Consider the following 17,589-nt stretch of genomic DNA (forward strand, 5'->3'; position numbering starts at 1 on the left):
TGTTCAATTGTTCAGTCGCCGTTGTTCATTTCTGTTCAGCAACGAACGTTGATTTGCCCTCACTTCAAACATTTTCAAAGCAGATCAATAGCTTGCATTTTCTGGCATGAAACTCGCTCTACAGCCTGGGTCGCTTGACTCCAAATAATAAAAAGGCCGAGCCATGTCATTAACCCTGGAGCACGTCAGCCGTACCGTCGAGGGCCAGACCTGGATCGACGATGCGTGCCTGAGTTTCGAACCCGGATCCTTCAACGTTTTGCTCGGGCGCACGCTGTCCGGCAAGACCAGTCTGATGCGCCTGATGGCGGGCCTGGACAAGCCCGACAGCGGCCGGATCCTGATGAACGGTGTCGATGTCACACAACGCCCGGTGCGTTTGCGCAACGTGTCGATGGTCTATCAGCAGTTCATCAACTACCCGACCATGACCGTCTTCGACAACATCGCTTCGCCATTGCGCCAGGGCGGTGTCTCCAACGAGTTGATCCAGAGCAAAGTGCTGGAAACCGCGAAGATGCTGCGCATCGAGAAATTCCTCAAGCGCTATCCGCTGGAGCTTTCTGGCGGCCAACAGCAGCGCACCGCGATGGCCCGGGCGTTGGTCAAGGATGCCGAGCTGATTCTGTTCGACGAGCCGCTGGTGAACCTCGACTACAAGTTGCGCGAAGAACTGCGCCAGGAAATGCGCGAGCTGTTCAAGGCCCGGCACACCATCGCCATCTACGCCACCACCGAACCCAACGAAGCACTGGCCCTTGGCGGCACCACCACCATTCTTCACGAAGGCCGGGTGGTCCAGAGCGGTAAATCCTCCGAGGTCTATCACCAGCCAAAAACCGTGCTGGCTGCCGAATTGTTCTCCGAGCCGCCGATCAACCTGATGCCGGGACGGATTGCCGGTAACGAAGTGAGCTTCGCCAATTTTGTGCACTTCCCGTTGAACGTCGATTTGCGCCCGGTGGGCGAGGGCGAGTTCCGTTTTGGCGTGCGCCCAAGCCATATCTCACTGGTGCCGAGCAACGACGATGACCTCGAACTCGCGGTGACCGTCGAGGTCGCCGAGATCAGCGGTTCGGAAACCTTCCTGCACGTGCGCAACGAGCATTTCCTGCTGGTGCTGCACTTGCCCGGCGTCCACGAATACGACGTCGATGCGCCGATCCGCATCTATATCCCGACCCATAAACTGTTTGTATTCGATGCGCAGGGGCGGCTGGTCCAGGCGCCCGGTCGCCGTATCGCGAGGGTTGCCTGATGGCCGAAATCCGTTTGCAGAACCTCGCCCACAGCTACACCAGCACGCCGACCGGCCCCGAGGATTACGCGATCCGCGAGATGGACCACGTCTGGGAACAGGGCGGTGCTTATGCCTTGCTCGGGCCTTCGGGCTGCGGCAAGTCGACGCTGCTCAACATCATTTCCGGGTTGCTCAGCCCGTCTCAGGGCCAAGTGCTGTTCGACAGCAAAGTGGTCAACGACTTGACCCCCGAGAAGCGCAACATCGCCCAGGTTTTCCAGTTTCCGGTGGTCTACGACACCATGACGGTGTTCGACAACCTGGCCTTCCCCCTGCGCAATCAGGGCATGGCCGAGGCGAAAATTCACAGCAAGGTGCAGGAAATTGCCGAGGTCCTTGACCTCCAGGCGCTGTTGAGCAAAAAGGCGCGCAACCTCACCGCCGACGAAAAACAGAAAGTCTCGATGGGCCGTGGACTGGTCCGCGACGACGTTTCGGCCATCCTCTTTGATGAACCGCTGACGGTAATCGACCCGCACCTGAAGTGGAAACTGCGGCGCAAGCTCAAGCAGATCCACGAGCAGTTCAACATCACCATGGTCTACGTCACCCACGATCAACTCGAAGCGTCGACCTTCGCCGACAAGATCGCGGTGATGTACGGCGGCCAGATCGTGCAATTCGGCACCCCGCGGGAATTGTTCGAGCGGCCGACCCACACCTTTGTCGGCTATTTCATTGGCAGCCCGGGGATGAACCTGATCGAGGTGCAGCCACAACCGGGCGGCGTCGGTTTTGCTTCGACGCATCTGCCTTTATCCGACGCACAACAGAAACGTATCGCCGAGTCCGAGTGGAAAACCCTGAAGGTCGGCATCCGTCCGGAGTTCGTGCACGTGTGGGATGAGCCGTTCGATGACGCGATGCAGGCACAAGTCGTACATGTCGAAGACCTCGGCACCTACAAGATCATGACCCTGAACCTCGACGGCGCGCCGTTGAAAGTGCGCCTGGCCGAAGACAAACCGGTACCGGAGGGCACGGCCTGGATCAGCTTCCCGGCGCAGTGGTTGATGGTCTATGCGGACGATTTCCTTCTGGAGGTGCAGCCATGAACAAGGTGCAGAACAACAAGGCCTGGTGGCTGGTCCTGCCGGTGTTTCTGCTGGTGGCGTTCAGTGCGGTGATCCCGATGATGACCGTGGTCAACTACTCGGTGCAGGACATCTTCGACCAGTCCAGTCGCTACTTCGTCGGTGCCGACTGGTACAAACAGGTGCTGCTTGATCCGCGCCTGCACGACTCGCTGCTGCGGCAATTCATCTATTCCGGCTGCGTGCTGCTGATCGAAATCCCGTTGGGCATCGCCATCGCCCTGACCATGCCGACCAAGGGCCGCTGGTCATCGCTGGTGCTGATCATTCTGGCGATTCCGCTGCTGATCCCGTGGAACGTGGTCGGCACCATCTGGCAGATTTTCGGTCGGGCCGACATCGGTCTGCTCGGTGCCAGCCTCAAGGCCATGGGCATCAACTACAACTATGCGGCGAACACCATGGACGCCTGGGTCACGGTGCTGGTGATGGACGTCTGGCACTGGACGTCGCTGGTGGCGCTGTTGTGTTTCTCCGGGTTGCGGGCAATTCCGGACGTGTACTACCAGGCGGCGCGGATTGATCGGGCCTCGGCCTGGGCAGTTTTCCGACATATCCAGTTGCCCAAGCTCAAGAGCGTGCTGTTGATCGCCGTGATGCTGCGGTTCATGGACAGTTTCATGATTTACACCGAGCCCTTCGTCCTCACGGGCGGTGGTCCGGGGAATGCCACGACCTTCCTGAGTCAGACGTTGACCCAGATGGCCGTAGGGCAATTCGACCTCGGCCCGGCGGCGGCTTTCTCGCTGGTGTACTTCCTGATCATTCTGTTGGTGTCCTGGCTGTTTTACACCGCCATGACTCACTCTGACGCCAACCGCTGAGGTCTGCCATGAGTAAAAGAAAGCTCATTCCACTGCTGATCTACATCCTGTTCCTGCTGGTGCCGATTTACTGGCTGCTGAACATGTCCTTCAAGAGCAACACCGAAATCCTCGGCGGTCTGACGCTGTTTCCCCAGGATTTCACCTTCGCCAACTACAAGGTGATCTTCACCGATCCGAGCTGGTACAACGGCTACCTCAACTCGCTGTACTACGTGAGCCTGAACACGATCATTTCCCTGAGCGTGGCGTTGCCAGCGGCTTACGCGTTCTCGCGCTACCGCTTTCTCGGTGACAAGCACCTGTTTTTCTGGCTGCTGACCAACCGCATGGCGCCGCCGGCGGTGTTCCTGTTGCCGTTCTTCCAGCTGTATTCCTCGATTGGTCTGTTCGACACGCACATAGCCGTGGCGCTGGCTCATTGCCTGTTCAACGTGCCGTTGGCGGTCTGGATTCTGGAAGGCTTCATGTCCGGCGTTCCGAAAGAAATCGACGAGACCGCCTACATTGACGGCTACAGTTTCCCCAAGTTCTTCGTGAAGATTTTCGTCCCGCTGATTGGTTCCGGGATCGGCGTCACGGCGTTCTTCTGCTTTATGTTTTCCTGGGTCGAACTGCTGCTGGCGCGAACGCTGACATCGGTGAATGCCAAACCGATCGCGGCGGTGATGACCCGCACGGTCTCGGCGTCGGGTATCGACTGGGGCGTGCTGGCAGCGGCGGGGGTGTTGACCATTCTGCCGGGCATGCTGGTGATCTGGTTTGTTCGCAACCACGTGGCCAAGGGCTTTGCCCTGGGCCGGGTCTGAGGAGCTGATGATGGAATGGATGAGCTGGACGGTCCCCACTGCGGCGTTCTTCATTGTCATTGGCCTGATTCTGACGGGCATGACGACCTGGGAATTACGTTCGCCGAGTGTCCCTCGGCGTGGTTTCTTGCCGATTGCCACTACCCGTGGCGATCGGCTGTTTATCGGTCTTCTCGGCAGCGCCTACCTGCATTTGCTGGTAATCGGCGTCACCGACTGGAGCATCTGGGTTGCGTTCGCGTTGTCCCTGGTGTGGCTGTTGGCTGTGATGCGTTGGGGCTAGTCGAAATCGATCGGCAATGTTGCTCCGAAAACCAAACAGGAGGTCTCTATGTTCGACAAAAACAATAAGCTGCGACATAGCATTTCATTGGCAGCCATGCTGGCACTCAGCGGTCTGAGCGCTTCGGCCTGGGCCGATGCCTACGAAGACGCCGCGAAGAAATGGATTGGCAGCGAGTTCAAGCCGTCCACCCTTACTCCAGAGCAGCAGCTCGAAGAGCTGAAGTGGTTCATCAAGGCCGCCGAGCCGTTTCGCGGGATGAGCATCAAGGTGGTTTCGGAAACCATCGCGACCCACGAATATGAATCCAAAACCCTGGCCAAGGCCTTCACCGAAATCACCGGGATCAAGCTGACCCACGACTTGCTGCAAGAAGGCGACGTGGTGGAAAAGCTGCAAACCCAGATGCAGTCGGACAAAAACATCTATGACGGTTGGGTCAACGACTCGGACCTGATCGGTACGCACTTTCGCTACGGCAAGACCGAATCGATCACCGACCTGATGGCCAACGAAGGCAAGAACTTCACCTCGCCGACCCTGGACCTCAAGGACTTTATCGGCATTTCGTTCACCACTGCACCGGACGGCAAGATCTATCAATTGCCTGACCAACAGTTCGCCAACCTGTACTGGTTTCGCGCCGACTGGTTCGAGCGGGCGGATTTGAAAGCGAAATTCAAAGAAAAATACGGTTATGAACTGGGCGTTCCGGTGAACTGGTCAGCCTATGAAGACATCGCCAAGTTCTTCAGCGAAGACGTCAAGGAAATCGACGGCAAGCGCGTCTACGGGCACATGGACTACGGCAAGAAAGACCCGTCCCTCGGCTGGCGCTTCACCGATGCCTGGTTCTCCATGGCCGGTGCCGGCGACAAAGGCATTCCCAATGGCTTGCCGGTGGACGAGTGGGGCATCCGCGTCGAGGATTGCCACCCGGTCGGATCCAGCGTGACCCGTGGTGGCGATACCAACGGCCCGGCGGCGGTCTACGCGACGCAGAAATACGTCGACTGGCTCAAGGCCTACGCGCCACCGGAAGCAGCGGGCATGACCTTCTCCGAATCCGGCCCGGTGCCGTCCCAAGGCAACATCGCCCAACAGATCTTCTGGTACACCGCGTTCACCGCCGACATGACCAAACCGGGCCTGCCGGTGATGAACGCCGATGGCACGCCGAAATGGCGCATGGCGCCATCACCGCGCGGACCGTACTGGGAAGAGGGCATGAAGCTCGGTTATCAGGACGTGGGTTCGTGGACGTTCATGAAGTCCACGCCTGAGAAGCAGAAACTGGCGGCCTGGCTTTATGCGCAATTCGTCACGTCGAAAACCGTGTCGCTGAAGAAAACCATCATCGGCCTGACGCCGATTCGCGAGTCGGACATCAACTCGCAAGCCATGACCGACCTGGCACCGAAACTCGGTGGTCTGGTCGAGTTCTATCGCAGCCCGGCCCGCGTGCAATGGACCCCGACCGGGACCAACGTGCCGGACTATCCACGTCTGGCTCAACTGTGGTGGAGCCACATCGCGGAAGCGGCCAGCGGCGAGAAGACTCCGCAACAGGCGCTGGATGGCCTGGCCAAGGATCAGGACGCGATCATGGCGCGTCTGGAACGCTCGAAGGCTCAAGCCACCTGCGCACCGAAAATGAATCCGGAGCGCGATGCTCAGTACTGGTTCGATCAGCCGGGTGCACCGAAGCCGAAACTGGCGAACGAGAAGCCCAAGGGTGAAACCGTGAGTTATGCCGAACTGCTGAAATCGTGGGAGGCGGCGCGTAAATAAATAGCTCGATCGTGTGAAGCAGAACGGCACCGAGAGGTGCCGTTTTCTTTAGCGTCTGATCCATTGCCATCGCGAGCAGGCTCACGCCCACAATGAGATGCGGTGTTCACAGCCTGTGTGACCGGCTCAGCGCTCCACCCCGTCAACCGCAGGAAATCCCAACCGAAACACCGTCATCGCACCCGGCAAGCTCTTCACCTCGGCCACACCCTGATGAAGGCTCATGATCGACCGCACTATCGCCAACCCCAGCCCGGTGCTGCCCTGTGAACGCGAGCGGCTGCTATCGACTCGGTAGAACCGATCAAACAGGTGCGGCAGATGCTGTGCCTCAATCCCCGCGCCCGGGTTGCTGACCAGCAACGAAACCTGGGTCGCGCCGCGCTCAATCAGCAGCGTCACGGTTTTCCCGACCGGGCAGTGGCGTAGCGCGTTGGACAGCAAATTCGAGATCGCCCGTTGAATCATCAACCGGTCACCCATCACCCGCGCACGGCCGACCACGTTCAAATGGATCTGCTTGTCCTGCGCCGACAGGAAGAACATCTCGGCGACTTTCCAGGCTTCTTCTTCCAGGGCAACCGACTCGAACGGCACGAGTGCCGACGGGTGACTGACCTGTGCCAGAAACAGCATGTCCGAGACGATCCGCGCCACGCGCTCCAGTTCTTCAGTGCAGCACACCAGCACATCCTTGTACTCATCCACGCTGCGTTCGCGAGACAACGTCACCTGCGCCTTGCCCATCAAATTGTTGATCGGCGTGCGCAGCTCATGCGCCAGATCATCGGAGAACTGTGACAGCTGCTGCACACCGGTATCGAGGCGATGCAGCATGAAGTTGATGCCCTGCGCCAACTCACTCAGCTCCTGGGGCATATTCACCACCGACAGCCGATGATCCAGATCCTGAGTCGAGACCATCGCCGCCACTTTGCGAAACTCGCGCATCGGCGCCAGACCACGCTGCACCGCACCCCAGGCACTCAGTCCGATAAAGATCAGCAGCAACGGCAAGGCAATCAGGGTCGAGCGCAGGTAGGCGCTGAGCAAGGCCTCATTGTGGGCGTTGTCCATCGATAACAGCACCGGGACACGGGTGCCGTCCTTGAGGCTGATCAGCCTGGACGCCGTGAGGAATTTCGCCCCCTCGGCGTCAGTGCTGGTGGCGTAGGCCAACTCGTCGCTGACGGCCCGCACCACCTTCAATTCAAGTCGTGGATCGGCCATGCCGGTGCCGGACTTGAGCAGTTGCGTGCGCAGGTTGCTGCGGTCGTAAATCGTTAGTGTGAGGTTGTCATGGCCCATGACCTGATCGAGCAGAATGTGCGGTTTCGCACTGATTTCGCCGGTGTCGGTGTACAGCGACAGGCTGTGTTCGACCTGCTCCATCTTCTTCTCCAGACCGTCCCTGGATAACGCGTTCAGCTCATGGGTCAGTGCGAAATACGCCAGGATCGCCAGGGACACCACCAGCAGCGCGCCGAGAATACTGACCGTCAGCCCCAGCCGCATCGACAGGCTGGCCGGCTTCATTCCCGCGACTCCAGCACGTAACCGACACCGCGCAGGGTGTGGATCAACTTGTTGTCGAACGGGTCATCGATCTTTGCCCGCAAACGCCTGATCGACACTTCGACCACGTTGGTGTCGCAGTCGAAGTTCATGTCCCACACCAGCGAAATGATCTGCGTGCGTGTCAGCACCTCGCCGGACTGGCGCATCAACAGATGCAGCAGGGCGAACTCCTTGGTGGTCAGGTCGATGCGTTGCTTGCCACGAAACGCACGATGACGGCAGGGGTCGAGTTCCAGATCGGCGACTTTCAGTACCTGTGGCAGCGGGATGTTCTCGCTGCGGCGCATCAGGGTGCGCACCCGTGCGAGAAGTTCGGGAAACTCGAACGGCTTGACCAGATAATCATCCGCGCCCAGATCGAGGCCACGAATCTTGTCCGCCAGACGCCCGCGCGCCGTGAGCATCATCACCCGGGTGGAGTGAGTGCGGCGCAGTTGTTCCAGTACGTCCCAGCCGTCCAGTTCCGGCAGATTCACGTCGAGAATAATCAGGTCATAGGCCTGCTGTTGCGCCAGATGCAGTCCATCCGCGCCGGTGGCCGCGTGGTCAACGATATAACCACTTTCGGTCAAACCCTGATGCAAGTATTCGGCAGTTTTAAGCTCGTCCTCGACGACAAGGATTCGCATGATCTTTCACCACTTTTATTTAAGGGATATTTAATTAAGTTGAGCGGGAAGTTGTTGTTTTTGTAGAGGGTCCGAATGAGTTTCGATCACTGAATGGCGGATACGGTAAAGGCTGTAGTGGCTACAGGGTCAACGTCTGAAGCCTTTAAATCGGCGGTCTGCGACAGCCTGTCGCAGCAAGAATGCGTCAATAGCCATGTATTGCATCCAGCAAGTGCTGTTCGGCAGATAAGTGCCGAGTATTTGTTTCCATACATTGCGACAAAGCCCTGGTGCACTTCGCATCCTAGAACAAAACAACTTCCGCCAACCGTGGATAACGGATTTGTAATGGTCCTGTCACCTTGTCGATAAGTTCAAAACCCTACCGTGGCGGCATCAAAGATTCTTGAATAAAGGAAGACTTCCAATTGCCCGGTTTAACACACCTGACGGTGCGGTCACGCCTGAAAAAAACAGCCAGCGGCATTCTGTTGTTGGCCAGTACAAGCCTTGCGGGGGCATCGACCCTGACCCTGGATCAGGCCCTGCAAACAGCCTTTGCCGGCAACCCGGATCTGGCCGCGGCCCAATGGGAAATTGGCATCGCCGAGGGTGAGCGCAAACAGGCCGGACTGATCCCCAATCCCGAATTGTCGTGGGAAGCCGAGGACACCCGCCGCAATTCGCGCACCACCACTGTGATGCTCAGCCAGCCGATTGAACTGGGCGGCAAGCGCGGCGCGCGGATCGATGTCGCCAGCCGCGCCCAGGATGCCGCCGGGATCGAACTGGAGCGCAAGCGCAATGCCTTGCGCGCCGATGTGATTCAGGCGTTCAACCGCGCGCAAACCGCGCAGCAAAGACTGCAACTGTCCCGCCAGTCGCTGCAACTGGCCGAGGATGGCTTGCGCGTGGCCAATGGGCGAATCGAGGCGGGCAAGTCGTCGCCGGTCGAAGGCACGCGGGCGCATGTGCAACGCTCGGAAGTACGCCTGGAACTGAGCCGCGCCGAGCGCGATCAGGCCAACGCTTATCAACAACTGGCGCAGGTCATGGGCGCACCATTGCCGACCTCGGCCACCGTACAGACCGCCACGCAAAACCTGCCGACAGTGCCGCCGCCGACCCGTTTGCTTGAGCGTCTCGACGAGACCGCCGAGCTGCGCCTGGCCAAGCTCCAGATCAGCCAGCGCGAAGCGTCGCTGGGGCTGGAAAAGTCCCTGCGCATCCCCGACCTGACCGTGAGCATCGGCAGCCAATACAGCGAAACCGAGCGTGAGCGGGTCAACGTCGTCGGCCTGTCGATGCCGATTCCTCTGTTCAACCGCAATCAGGGCAACGTGCTGGCGGCGGCACGCCGCACCGATCAGGCGCGGGATCTGCGCAACGCCACCGAACTGCGCTTGCGCACCGAAATCCAGACCACCCTTGAGCAGTGGCAGACCGCCAACGGCGAAGTCCAGGCGTTCAACCAGACCATTCTGCCCGCCGCACAAAATGCGGTTGAGAGCGCCACGCGCGGCTTCGAAATGGGCAAGTTCGGTTTTCTCGACGTGCTCGATGCCCAGCGCACTCTGATCAGCGCCCGCAGCCAATACATCCAGGCCGTCAGCGAGGCGACAGACGCTCGCGTGCGCATCGAACGGATCTTCGGCGACCTCGTCGTCAACCCTTGAATTTCACCCTTTTGATCACTGCGCGACGGTACGGCGCAGAGGAGTTTCCATGGATAAAAAACTGATGGGTGTCGTGGTGGCGACGTTGGTGCTGGGCATGGGTATCGGTTCGATGTGGGCGGGCAAGGCACCGCTTGAGGCCCACGCCGATGAAGCGGCCGAACACGCGGATCACGCTGAAGAAAACGCGGCAGCCGAGGGCGAGCATGGCGAAGAAGGGCGCATCAAGTTGAGTGCCGAACAGATTGCGGCGGCGGGTATTGAACTGGCCGAAGCGCGGGCGCAGAGCATCAGTTCCGGCCTGTCGTTCCCGGGCGAAGTGCGCTTTGACGAGGATCGCACCGCCCACGTTGTGCCGCGGGTTCCCGGGGTGGTCGAGTCGGTGGCGGTCAACCTCGGGCAGCCGGTGAAAAAGGGCCAGTTGCTGGCGGTGATCGCCAGTCAGCAGATTTCCGATCAGCGTAGCGAACAGGCGGCCGCGCAACGTCGTTTAGCCTTGGCCCGCACCACCTATGAGCGCGAGAAAAAGCTATGGGAAGACAAGATCTCCGCCGAGCAGGACGTGTTGCAGGCAAAACAGGCGTTGGAAGAAGCCGAAATCGCCGTGAACAACGCCCGACAGAAAATCAGCGTGCTCAGCGGGAGCGTGGTCGCCACCGGCGGCAATCGCTATGAACTGCGCGCGCCGTTCGACGGAATGGTGGTGGAAAAACACCTGGCACCGGGTGAGGTAGTCGATGAAACCACGGCGGCCTTCACGCTCTCGGATCTGTCGCGAGTCTGGGTGACGTTCGGCGTTTCGCCCAAGGATCTGAACAAGGTGCAAGTGGGTAAAGCCGTCACCGTCAGCGCGCCGGAACTCAACGCCGAGGTCACTGGCACGGTGGCCTATGTCGGCAGCCTGCTCGGCGAACAGACCCGCACGGCCACCGTTCGCGTGACCCTGGAGAATCCGCAGGGCTCGTGGCGTCCGGGGTTGTTCGTCACGGCGCGTGTAGCGACCGACAGCCGTCAGGCCAGGGTCACCGTGCCGGAAGCCGCTATCCAGACCGTCGAGGACAAACCCACGGTGTTCTTGCGCACCGACGATGGCTTCAAGGCGCAAGCGGTGGAGTTGGGCAGCCGCGCGGCCGGTTTGGTGGAAGTCACTCAAGGGCTGGACGCCGGTGTGCAAGTCGCCAGCGCCGGCAGCTTCGTTCTCAAATCGGAACTGGGCAAAGCCTCGGCCGAGCACAGTCATTAAAAAGCGCGCTGAAGACGCCCATTAATCCGTGGAAGGTTCTCATGTTCGAACGCCTGATCCAGTTTGCCATCGAGCAGCGCATTATCGTGCTGCTCGCCGTTCTGCTCATGGCCGGCCTCGGGATCGCCAGTTATCAAAAACTGCCGATCGACGCCGTGCCCGACATCACCAATGTCCAGGTGCAAATCAACACCGGCGCCGCCGGGTTCTCGCCGCTGGAAACCGAGCAGCGCATCACCTTCCCGATTGAAACCGCCATGGCCGGTCTGCCGGCGCTGGAACAGACCCGTTCGCTGTCGCGTTCGGGGCTGTCGCAAGTCACGGTGATTTTCAAGGACGGCACCGACCTGTTCTTCGCCCGGCAATTGGTCAACGAGCGGTTGCAGATCGCCAAGGAGCAATTGCCCGAGGGCACCGAAGCGGTGATGGGGCCGATTTCCACCGGCCTCGGCGAAATTTTCCTGTGGACCGTGGAAGCCAGAGACGGCGCGCTCAAGGACGACGGTAGCGCCTACACACCGACGGATCTGCGGGTGATTCAGGACTGGATCATCAAGCCGCAACTGCGCAACGTCCCTGGCGTGGCCGAGATCAACACCATCGGCGGCTTTGCCAAGGAATACCAGATCGCTCCCGATCTGAAACGGCTGGCGGCGTACAAGCTGACCCTCACCGACCTGATCACGGCGCTTGAGCGCAATAACGCCAACGTCGGCGCCGGGTACATCGAGCGCAGCGGTGAGCAGTTGCTGATTCGTGCGCCGGGACAAGTGGCGAGCACCGAGGACATCGCCAATATCGTCATGGCCAACGTCGATGGCACGCCAATCCGGGTGAAGAACGTCGCCACCGTGGACATCGGCCGCGAGCTGCGCAGCGGCGCGGCCACGGAGAACGGCCGTGAAGTGGTGCTTGGCACCGTGTTCATGCTGATCGGCGAAAACAGCCGCACCGTGTCCCAGGCCGTCGCCAGCAAGCTGGAACAGATCAACCGATCGCTGCCCAAAGGCGTGATCGCGGTGCCGGTGTACGACCGCACGCACCTCGTGGACAAAGCCATCGCTACCGTGAAAAAGAACCTGATTGAAGGTGCGATTCTGGTGATCGCAATTCTGTTCCTGTTCCTGGGCAACATCCGTGCGGCATTGATTACCGCGATGGTGATTCCGCTGTCGATGCTGTTCACTTTCACCGGCATGTTCAGCAACAAGGTCAGCGCCAACCTGATGAGCCTGGGGGCACTCGACTTCGGCATCATCGTCGACGGCGCGGTGGTGATTGTCGAAAACACCCTGCGACGGCTGGCCCATGCACAGCAGCATCACGGGCGTTTGCTGACCCGTTCCGAGCGCTTCCATGAAGTGTTTGCGGCGGCCAAAGAGGCGCGGAGACCGCTGATATTCGGCCAGTTGATCATCATGGTCGTGTACCTGCCGATCTTCGCCTTGAGCGGCGTCGAAGGGAAAATGTTCCACCCGATGGCGTTCACGGTGGTGATCGCGTTGCTCGGCGCCATGCTGCTGTCGGTGACCTTTGTGCCGGCGGCGATTGCGTTGTTTGTCACGGGCAAGGTCAAGGAAGAAGAGGGCATCGTGATGCGCGGTGCGCGCCGGGTGTATGCGCCGGCGCTGGCGTGGGTGATGAACCATCGCGCCGTGGCGGTGGGCGCAGCGCTGGGTGTGATCGTGCTCAGCGGCGTGCTGACCAGCCGCATGGGCAGCGAGTTTGTGCCGAGCCTCAGCGAAGGTGATTTCGCCCTGCAAGCCTTGCGCGTGCCGGGCACCAGCCTCACGCAATCGGTGGACATGCAGCAGCGTCTGGAGACGTTGATCCTCAACAAAGTGCCGGAAGTCGAGCGGGTGTTCGCCCGCACCGGCACCGCGGAAATCGCCTCCGACCCGATGCCGCCGAACATCTCCGACAGCTACGTGATGCTCAAGCCAAAAGAGCAATGGCCGGACCCGGGCAAGTCTCGCGAAACCCTGATGGCGCAACTGCAACAGGCCGCCGCGACGTTGCCGGGCAGCAACTATGAACTGTCGCAGCCGATCCAGTTGCGCTTCAACGAACTGATCTCCGGTGTGCGCAGCGACGTCGCGGTCAAAGTGTTCGGCGATGACATGGACGTGCTCAACGCCACGGCAGCGAAGATTGCCGCCGCGATGCAGAAGGTCAACGGTGCGTCCGAGGTCAAGGTCGAACAAACCACCGGGCTGCCGGTGCTGACCATCAACATCGACCGCGACAAGGCGGCGCGTTACGGGCTCAACATCGGCGATGTGCAGGACACCATTGCCGTCGCGGTGGGTGGGCGTCAGGCCGGCACATTGTATGAGGGCGACCGACGGTTCGACATGGTGGTGCGATTGTCCGATGCCATGCGCAAGGACATCGACGGTTTGTCGGCGCTGTTGATTCCGGTGCCGGCACCGCTCAATGCCGCGGCCGATCAGATCGGTTTTATTGCCTTGAAGGAAGTCGCCAGCCTTGATCTGGTGCTGGGACCCAATCAGGTCAGCCGTGAGAACGGCAAGCGCCTGGTGATCGTCAGCGCCAACGTGCGCGGGCGCGATATCGGTTCGTTCGTCGCAGAGGCGGGCGAGGTGATCGAGCGAGAGGTGCAGGTGCCCGCGGGTTACTGGACAAGTTGGGGCGGGCAGTTCGAGCAACTGCAATCGGCGGCCAAGCGCCTGCGGATCGTGGTGCCGGTGTCGTTGCTTCTGGTGTTCGGGTTGCTGTTCATGATGTTCAACAACCTCAAGGATGGCTTGCTGGTGTTCACCGGGATTCCGTTTGCGTTGACCGGCGGGGTCATGGCGCTGTGGTTGCGGGATATTCCGTTGTCGATCTCGGCGGGGGTGGGCTTCATCGCGCTGTCGGGGGTCGCGGTGCTCAACGGGCTGGTGATGATCGCGTTCATCCGCAACCTGCGGGAGGAGGGGCGTTCACTGTCTGATGCGATCAACGTGGGAGCGCTGACACGTTTGCGCCCGGTGTTGATGACGGCGCTGGTGGCGTCCCTGGGCTTTATTCCGATGGCGCTGGCGACCGGTACTGGCGCGGAAGTGCAGCGACCGCTCGCAACCGTAGTGATCGGTGGAATCCTGTCCTCCACCATCCTGACGTTGCTGATATTGCCGGCGTTGTATCAGCTCGCCCATCGCCGCGATGAGGACACGATCCCCACCCAGCCGTGAACACAAACCCTGTGGCGAGGGAGCTTGCTCCCGCTGGACTGCGCATCAGGCCCCGCTTTTTCAGATGAAGAGCGGAGGCCGCTTCGCGCCCCAGCGGGAGCAAGCTCCCTCGCCACAGTTCTTTCTCAGGCCTGACCTGCCTACCCCACATAACGGATATGTAATTTGTGCGCCACCGTCACGAAAGGTTCGGATTGTTACCTTGATCCCGTCAGCTACCAAACGAGGAATCAAACATGAAATTTGCACACATCAGTACCTTTGCAGCAGCGTTGGCGATGTCTTCTCTGGCCTTGGCCGAAGGCGGCGGTGACCGAACGTTCCAACGAATGATGACTGCCAATGACCGCTCCGTAGAGCTGTTCGTCGCCAAGGAAAAAGCGCGCGACCCGGTCGTCGTCAATGAAAAGAAAGACGACAACACCAACGACTTGTAAGCGCATCGCATTTGAACAGGCCTGTCATCGAGTCCCGATGCCGGGCTTTTTTATGAGCCAGGATTGGAAGGGAATGGATATGAAAGTACTTCAGTTGATGACGTTCGCCGGCATGCTGGCGGTGTCCCTGAATGTGTTTGCCGAGGGGGTGGTGACCGGACGTTCGAGCGGACGCTGAGTGCTAACACCAAAGCCATGGAGCAGTACGCGGCCAACCAGGGCAAACCGGCGCCGCAGGTCAAGGACTACGAATACGGAATGAAGCTGGACGTGGCTAAAGTGGTCAGCGTTGTGCGTCCGCAAGTGGCTTGCGCTGTGGTGCCTGCCGCCATGACCTATGAAGACTCGAAAGGCCAACTCAACACCATCAGATACACCGTGGCGGGGGATTGCCGCAATCGCGGCAGCTGACACCGCCCTGATGGCCAGGGCCGGATTCCCTGCAGGCGCTGCCGAACCTTCGGCAACGTCTGCAGGTTTTACTCAGGCGAAAAAAAGGCGCCCCGAAGGACGCCAAAGATTCACCTCTTACCAAAGGAGCAAGGAGCTTCTAAAGGTGAATGTGTATCAGCCGCTTGATCAGAGAATCGCCAACGGGTACTCGACAATCACCCGCACTTCATTCAGATCCGATTCAAATGCCGTGGCGCGCGTCGTGGCCTGGCGCAAACGCAGCGACAGGTCTTTCATCGAACCACTCTGCACCACGTATTTGACTTCGACATCACGTTCCCAGCGCTTCTGGTCGGTCAGTGGATTGCCGTCAGCATCGCGGCGCATGTACACGGCGTTGGCGTTGGTGTAATCGGCGTCGGTGCCTCGGGCGTAACGAGTCATGAACGAGAGCCCCGGTACGCCGTAAGTGGTCATGTCGAGGTCGTAGCGCGCCATCCACGAACGTTCCTTGGGCGAGTTGAAGTCGTTGTACTGGATGGAGTTGTCGAGGAAGATCGAGTCGGATTGACGCAGGTAATCGAAGTCGTCGTTGCCGTTGTTGCGCTGGTGTGAAAGCGCAACGGAGTGCGCGCCGAGTTTCACGCCCACCCGGCCGCTCCAGATGTTGTTGTCGAACTTGCCGAGCAGTTGTTTGCCTTCGTCGACCGCCTTGTAATAGTTCAGGCCGCCAAACAGCGACAGGTCATCCGATAGCGGATAGGTCCAGGCAGTGCCGGCGTAGTACTGATTCCAGGCATCCTTGAGGCGGCTGGAGTACAGGCTGAAGCTGAGGTTCTTGTTCAGTGCATAGTCGCCGCCACCGTAAGCGATCCATGGCGAATTGACCGGGCCGGCATAAAACGTGGCGAAGTTCTCGCGCATATCGCTGGACACGGGTTGGCTCATCGCATGCAGCCGACCGCCCTGAACCGACAGACCCTCGAGGCTGGTGTTGACCGCCGTCACACCGCGAAAGCTCTCCGGCAGCAATCGCGAGTCACCTGCCGCCACCACCGGGTTGGCCGGGAACACGTCACCGACCTTGACCACCGTATCGAAGGCTCGCACTTTGGCGGCTCCACCGACCTTGGTGTACTCGTCCCGCGCCTCGCCATCACTGTTGACGGGCAGCACATCAAACGAACTACGGCCACCGTTGCGCCCGTCACCGGTGTCGAGCTTCAAGCCGATCATCGCAAACGCATCGACACCGACGCCGACAGTGCCTTGGGTAAACCCGGATTCGAACTTGCTGATCACTGCATGGGCCCAGGTTTCTGAATAACCATTGCCGGTGGGGCTGGACTGGCCATTGCGGTGATCACGGTTGAAGTAGAAATTACGGTTGAGCACCGTCAGGCTGCTGCCCTCGATAAACCCTTCGGCTTTATCATCCGCCATTACCATGGACGGTCCGGAGCCGACCACCACCGCTAAAGCGGCCATCGACATTTTTGTATTGTTAACCATCAATCACTCCTTGGGTTCGGCAGACGGGAACGTGCTTCGGCGTGGGTTTTATTGTTCGGCGGAGAAGGCCCGCCGGCATGGTCGCCGGGTGACATCGTTGCAAGCTGCGGATAACGCCAAGGTGATGGGGGAATTACAATTTCGTTATGTGGCTGGAGTAACAGCCCCGAGCATTCAGGTCAGGGCTGCGAGCTGTTCGATCGTCTGCGGAAAGCGTTCAACCAGACGTATCAGGGTCGTGGCTTGGGCATTGGGTATTGCCCGTCCCTGTTCCCAGTTCTCGAGGGTTCGGGTGTTGGTGCGCAGATACATGGCGAACACTGGCCGGGAGAGGTTGAGCTGTTGGCGGATGGCAACCACTTCCTCGGCCGTGATGGGCATCAGTTTTGGCAGCTGGACCTTGTGGGTGCGCAGAGTGATCTTGCCTTGGCGCTCTTCGGCCAGCGCTTCGAGGCCATCCATCAGTTCGGAAAAAATGTCACGTTTCATAGTGGGATCTCGTGTTGATTTCTCTATCTAGCGCTTGTCTGAAAATGTTTTTCTGGGAGGGCGACAGGTCGTCTTGCTCGTTTTTGCTGTACACGGTGAACAGCCAGAATTGATCGAAGCCTGACCACCCGTAATAAATCACCCGCAATCCGCCGCGCTTGCCCTTGCCTCGTCGTTGATCGCAGAAGCGGATTTTGCGCAGCCCACCGGTGCCCTCAATGAGATCGCCCGCTTCTGGATTCTTCAGCAACTCCAGTTGAAAGCTGCGAAACAGATCGTCATCCAGGTACTCGTCTCGATGTTTCTGGAACATACGTAATTCGATGAAAAGAGCATCCATGTTCTGTACGCT

General features: G+C 59.6%; 15 protein-coding genes and 1 pseudogene. 11 read left to right on the plus strand and 5 right to left on the minus strand.

Going from position 1 to position 17,589, the window contains the following annotated elements; genetic code table 11:
• Nucleotides 1-163 precede the first annotated feature (163 nt).
• From HP062_RS00640 to HP062_RS00665, 6 genes are read left to right on the plus strand one after another with little or no spacing between them, the layout of a single operon-like run.
• The gene (locus HP062_RS00640; protein WP_010458822.1) at nucleotides 164-1,258 is read left to right on the plus strand and encodes an ABC transporter ATP-binding protein; all 1,095 of its coding nucleotides are present in this window, start codon (nucleotides 164-166) and stop codon (nucleotides 1,256-1,258) included.
• Complete coding sequence (locus HP062_RS00645) at nucleotides 1,258-2,355, plus strand: ABC transporter ATP-binding protein (RefSeq protein ID WP_010458823.1); 1,098 nt, start codon at nucleotides 1,258-1,260, stop codon at nucleotides 2,353-2,355. Before HP062_RS00640 ends, HP062_RS00645 begins: the two co-directional genes overlap by 1 nt.
• The gene (locus tag HP062_RS00650; protein ID WP_010458824.1) at nucleotides 2,352-3,218 is read left to right on the plus strand and encodes a carbohydrate ABC transporter permease; all 867 of its coding nucleotides are present in this window, start codon (nucleotides 2,352-2,354) and stop codon (nucleotides 3,216-3,218) included. Before HP062_RS00645 ends, HP062_RS00650 begins: the two co-directional genes overlap by 4 nt.
• Nucleotides 3,219-3,226: 8 nt before the next feature.
• The gene (locus HP062_RS00655) at nucleotides 3,227-4,027 is read left to right on the plus strand and encodes a carbohydrate ABC transporter permease (protein ID WP_010458825.1); all 801 of its coding nucleotides are present in this window, start codon (nucleotides 3,227-3,229) and stop codon (nucleotides 4,025-4,027) included.
• A gap of 10 nt (nucleotides 4,028-4,037) precedes the next feature.
• Nucleotides 4,038-4,310, plus strand: coding sequence for a DUF2160 domain-containing protein (locus HP062_RS00660; protein WP_010458826.1), 273 nt, complete (start codon nucleotides 4,038-4,040; stop codon nucleotides 4,308-4,310).
• Between the two features lie 48 nt (nucleotides 4,311-4,358).
• Entirely contained in the window at nucleotides 4,359-6,101 is a 1,743-nt protein-coding gene (locus tag HP062_RS00665; protein WP_010458827.1) for an ABC transporter substrate-binding protein, read from the plus strand.
• A 126-nt stretch (nucleotides 6,102-6,227) separates the two neighbouring features.
• Here the strand turns inward: HP062_RS00665 and HP062_RS00670 are convergent, their stop codons facing one another.
• Both HP062_RS00670 and HP062_RS00675 read right to left on the minus strand, forming a co-directional pair.
• Nucleotides 6,228-7,637, minus strand: coding sequence for a heavy metal sensor histidine kinase (locus HP062_RS00670; protein WP_172790602.1), 1,410 nt, complete (start codon nucleotides 7,635-7,637; stop codon nucleotides 6,228-6,230).
• A complete protein-coding gene (locus HP062_RS00675; protein WP_010458829.1) occupies nucleotides 7,634-8,308 on the minus strand; it encodes a heavy metal response regulator transcription factor in 675 nt (224 codons plus the stop codon). Before HP062_RS00675 ends, HP062_RS00670 begins: the two co-directional genes overlap by 4 nt.
• A 410-nt stretch (nucleotides 8,309-8,718) precedes the next feature.
• Between HP062_RS00675 and HP062_RS00680 the strand changes: the two genes are divergently transcribed.
• From HP062_RS00680 to HP062_RS00700, 5 genes and pseudogenes are all read left to right on the plus strand, one after another.
• Nucleotides 8,719-9,966 (plus strand): TolC family protein, encoded by a 1,248-nt coding sequence (locus tag HP062_RS00680; protein ID WP_172790603.1) that lies wholly within the window; start codon nucleotides 8,719-8,721, stop codon nucleotides 9,964-9,966.
• Nucleotides 9,967-10,015: 49 nt separating this feature from the next.
• Nucleotides 10,016-11,209 carry an efflux RND transporter periplasmic adaptor subunit gene (locus HP062_RS00685; RefSeq protein ID WP_083377171.1) on the plus strand — a complete coding sequence of 398 codons (1,194 nt, stop codon included), beginning with the start codon at nucleotides 10,016-10,018 and terminating at the stop codon, nucleotides 11,207-11,209.
• 41 nt (nucleotides 11,210-11,250) lie between these two features.
• Complete coding sequence (locus tag HP062_RS00690; protein WP_172790604.1) at nucleotides 11,251-14,406, plus strand: CusA/CzcA family heavy metal efflux RND transporter; 3,156 nt, start codon at nucleotides 11,251-11,253, stop codon at nucleotides 14,404-14,406.
• 236 nt (nucleotides 14,407-14,642) lie between these two features.
• On the plus strand, nucleotides 14,643-14,843 hold the full coding sequence (locus tag HP062_RS00695; protein WP_010458836.1) for a co-regulatory protein PtrA N-terminal domain-containing protein: 201 nt from the start codon (nucleotides 14,643-14,645) through the stop codon (nucleotides 14,841-14,843).
• A gap of 79 nt (nucleotides 14,844-14,922) precedes the next feature.
• Nucleotides 14,923-15,254 (plus strand): annotated as a pseudogene (locus tag HP062_RS00700) (DUF2790 domain-containing protein).
• Between the two features lie 168 nt (nucleotides 15,255-15,422).
• Here HP062_RS00700 and HP062_RS00705 read toward each other — a convergent pair.
• The 3 genes from HP062_RS00705 to HP062_RS00715 form a co-directional block, all read right to left on the minus strand.
• Nucleotides 15,423-16,748 (minus strand): OprD family porin, encoded by a 1,326-nt coding sequence (locus HP062_RS00705; protein WP_077748738.1) that lies wholly within the window; start codon nucleotides 16,746-16,748, stop codon nucleotides 15,423-15,425.
• Nucleotides 16,749-16,922: 174 nt separating this feature from the next.
• Nucleotides 16,923-17,237, minus strand: coding sequence for a DNA-binding transcriptional regulator (locus HP062_RS00710; RefSeq protein ID WP_010458842.1), 315 nt, complete (start codon nucleotides 17,235-17,237; stop codon nucleotides 16,923-16,925).
• Nucleotides 17,227-17,577, minus strand: a complete 351-nt coding sequence (locus HP062_RS00715) for a toxin (protein WP_083377329.1) — start codon at nucleotides 17,575-17,577, stop codon at nucleotides 17,227-17,229. Before HP062_RS00715 ends, HP062_RS00710 begins: the two co-directional genes overlap by 11 nt.
• Nucleotides 17,578-17,589: the final 12 nt, after the last annotated feature.

Origin of the sequence: Pseudomonas sp. B14-6, assembly GCF_013260315.1 — a bacterium.
In the GTDB taxonomy this organism is placed as follows: domain Bacteria; phylum Pseudomonadota; class Gammaproteobacteria; order Pseudomonadales; family Pseudomonadaceae; genus Aquipseudomonas; species Aquipseudomonas mandelii.